The 817-nt window shown below is 65.0% G+C and carries 1 protein-coding gene; it reads left to right on the top strand.

Annotation, left to right across the window (positions count from 1 at the left end; translation table 11 throughout):
- A partial coding sequence (locus L5L91_RS22555; protein WP_317630190.1) for a TrbI/VirB10 family protein occupies positions 1-817 on the top strand: 817 nt, incomplete at both ends.

Here is an 817-nt window from a genome sequence, read left to right as displayed (position 1 = left end):
GCCACCGACCCTGCCAGCCCCAGTGCCGCAGCTCGGTGCGCCGCTGCCAGGCGACCTGGGTGGCCCGATCCACAGGGCCGAGCAACAGGCGCAGGGTTATGTCTATCAGCAGCCTGTCCATGACCCGGCCGAGGTTGAGCGCCTGGCGCGTTTGAAGCAGGCCGAGGAAGCGGCAGCTTCGTCGGTGTTCTTCCGCTCGGGTGGCCAAAAGGTGGCCGCTGCCGCGCAGCCGCAGGCCTTGCCTGCCGCCACAGCGCTAGCCGCGAATGTCGCCTTTGATCCGATGGCTGCTGGCCCGGCCTCGACAGCAGCGCAGTCCGCCGATCCCACGACAGTACAGAACCGACAAGACCAGAAAGAGGCGTTTCTGTCCAAAGCCGGTTCTACGGAAACCCGTAATTCCGGCTCTCTRCAAATACCCGCATCGCCGTATCAAGTCATGGCGGGCACGGTCATCGCTGCTGCGCTAATGACGGGCATCAAGTCCGACCTGCCGGGCGATGTAATCGCCACGGTAACGGAGCCGGTCTACGACACGGCCACTGGCAAGTACGTGCTGATCCCGCAAGGCTCGCGCCTGCTGGGCAAGTACAACAGCCAGGTGAGCTATGGGCAGAGCCGCGTGCAGGTGGTGTGGAATCGGGTGATCCTGCCGGATACGTCTTCGTTCCAGCTCGACAAGCTGGTCGGCACCGATCCAGCGGGCTATTCGGGTCTGGAAGACGGGGTGGACTGGCACTGGGATCGCGTCTTCGCCGGTGCTGCGCTGAGCACCTTGCTGGGCATCGGTGCCGAGCTGGCCGCACCGGAGAATCGC

The sequence above is a fragment of the Shewanella sp. SM55 genome, from assembly GCF_025654025.1.
Classification (GTDB): Bacteria; Pseudomonadota; Gammaproteobacteria; order Enterobacterales; family Shewanellaceae; genus Shewanella; species Shewanella oncorhynchi.
The sequence above is the reverse complement of the archived record's forward strand: the minus strand, read 5'-3'. Positions and strand labels throughout refer to the sequence as shown.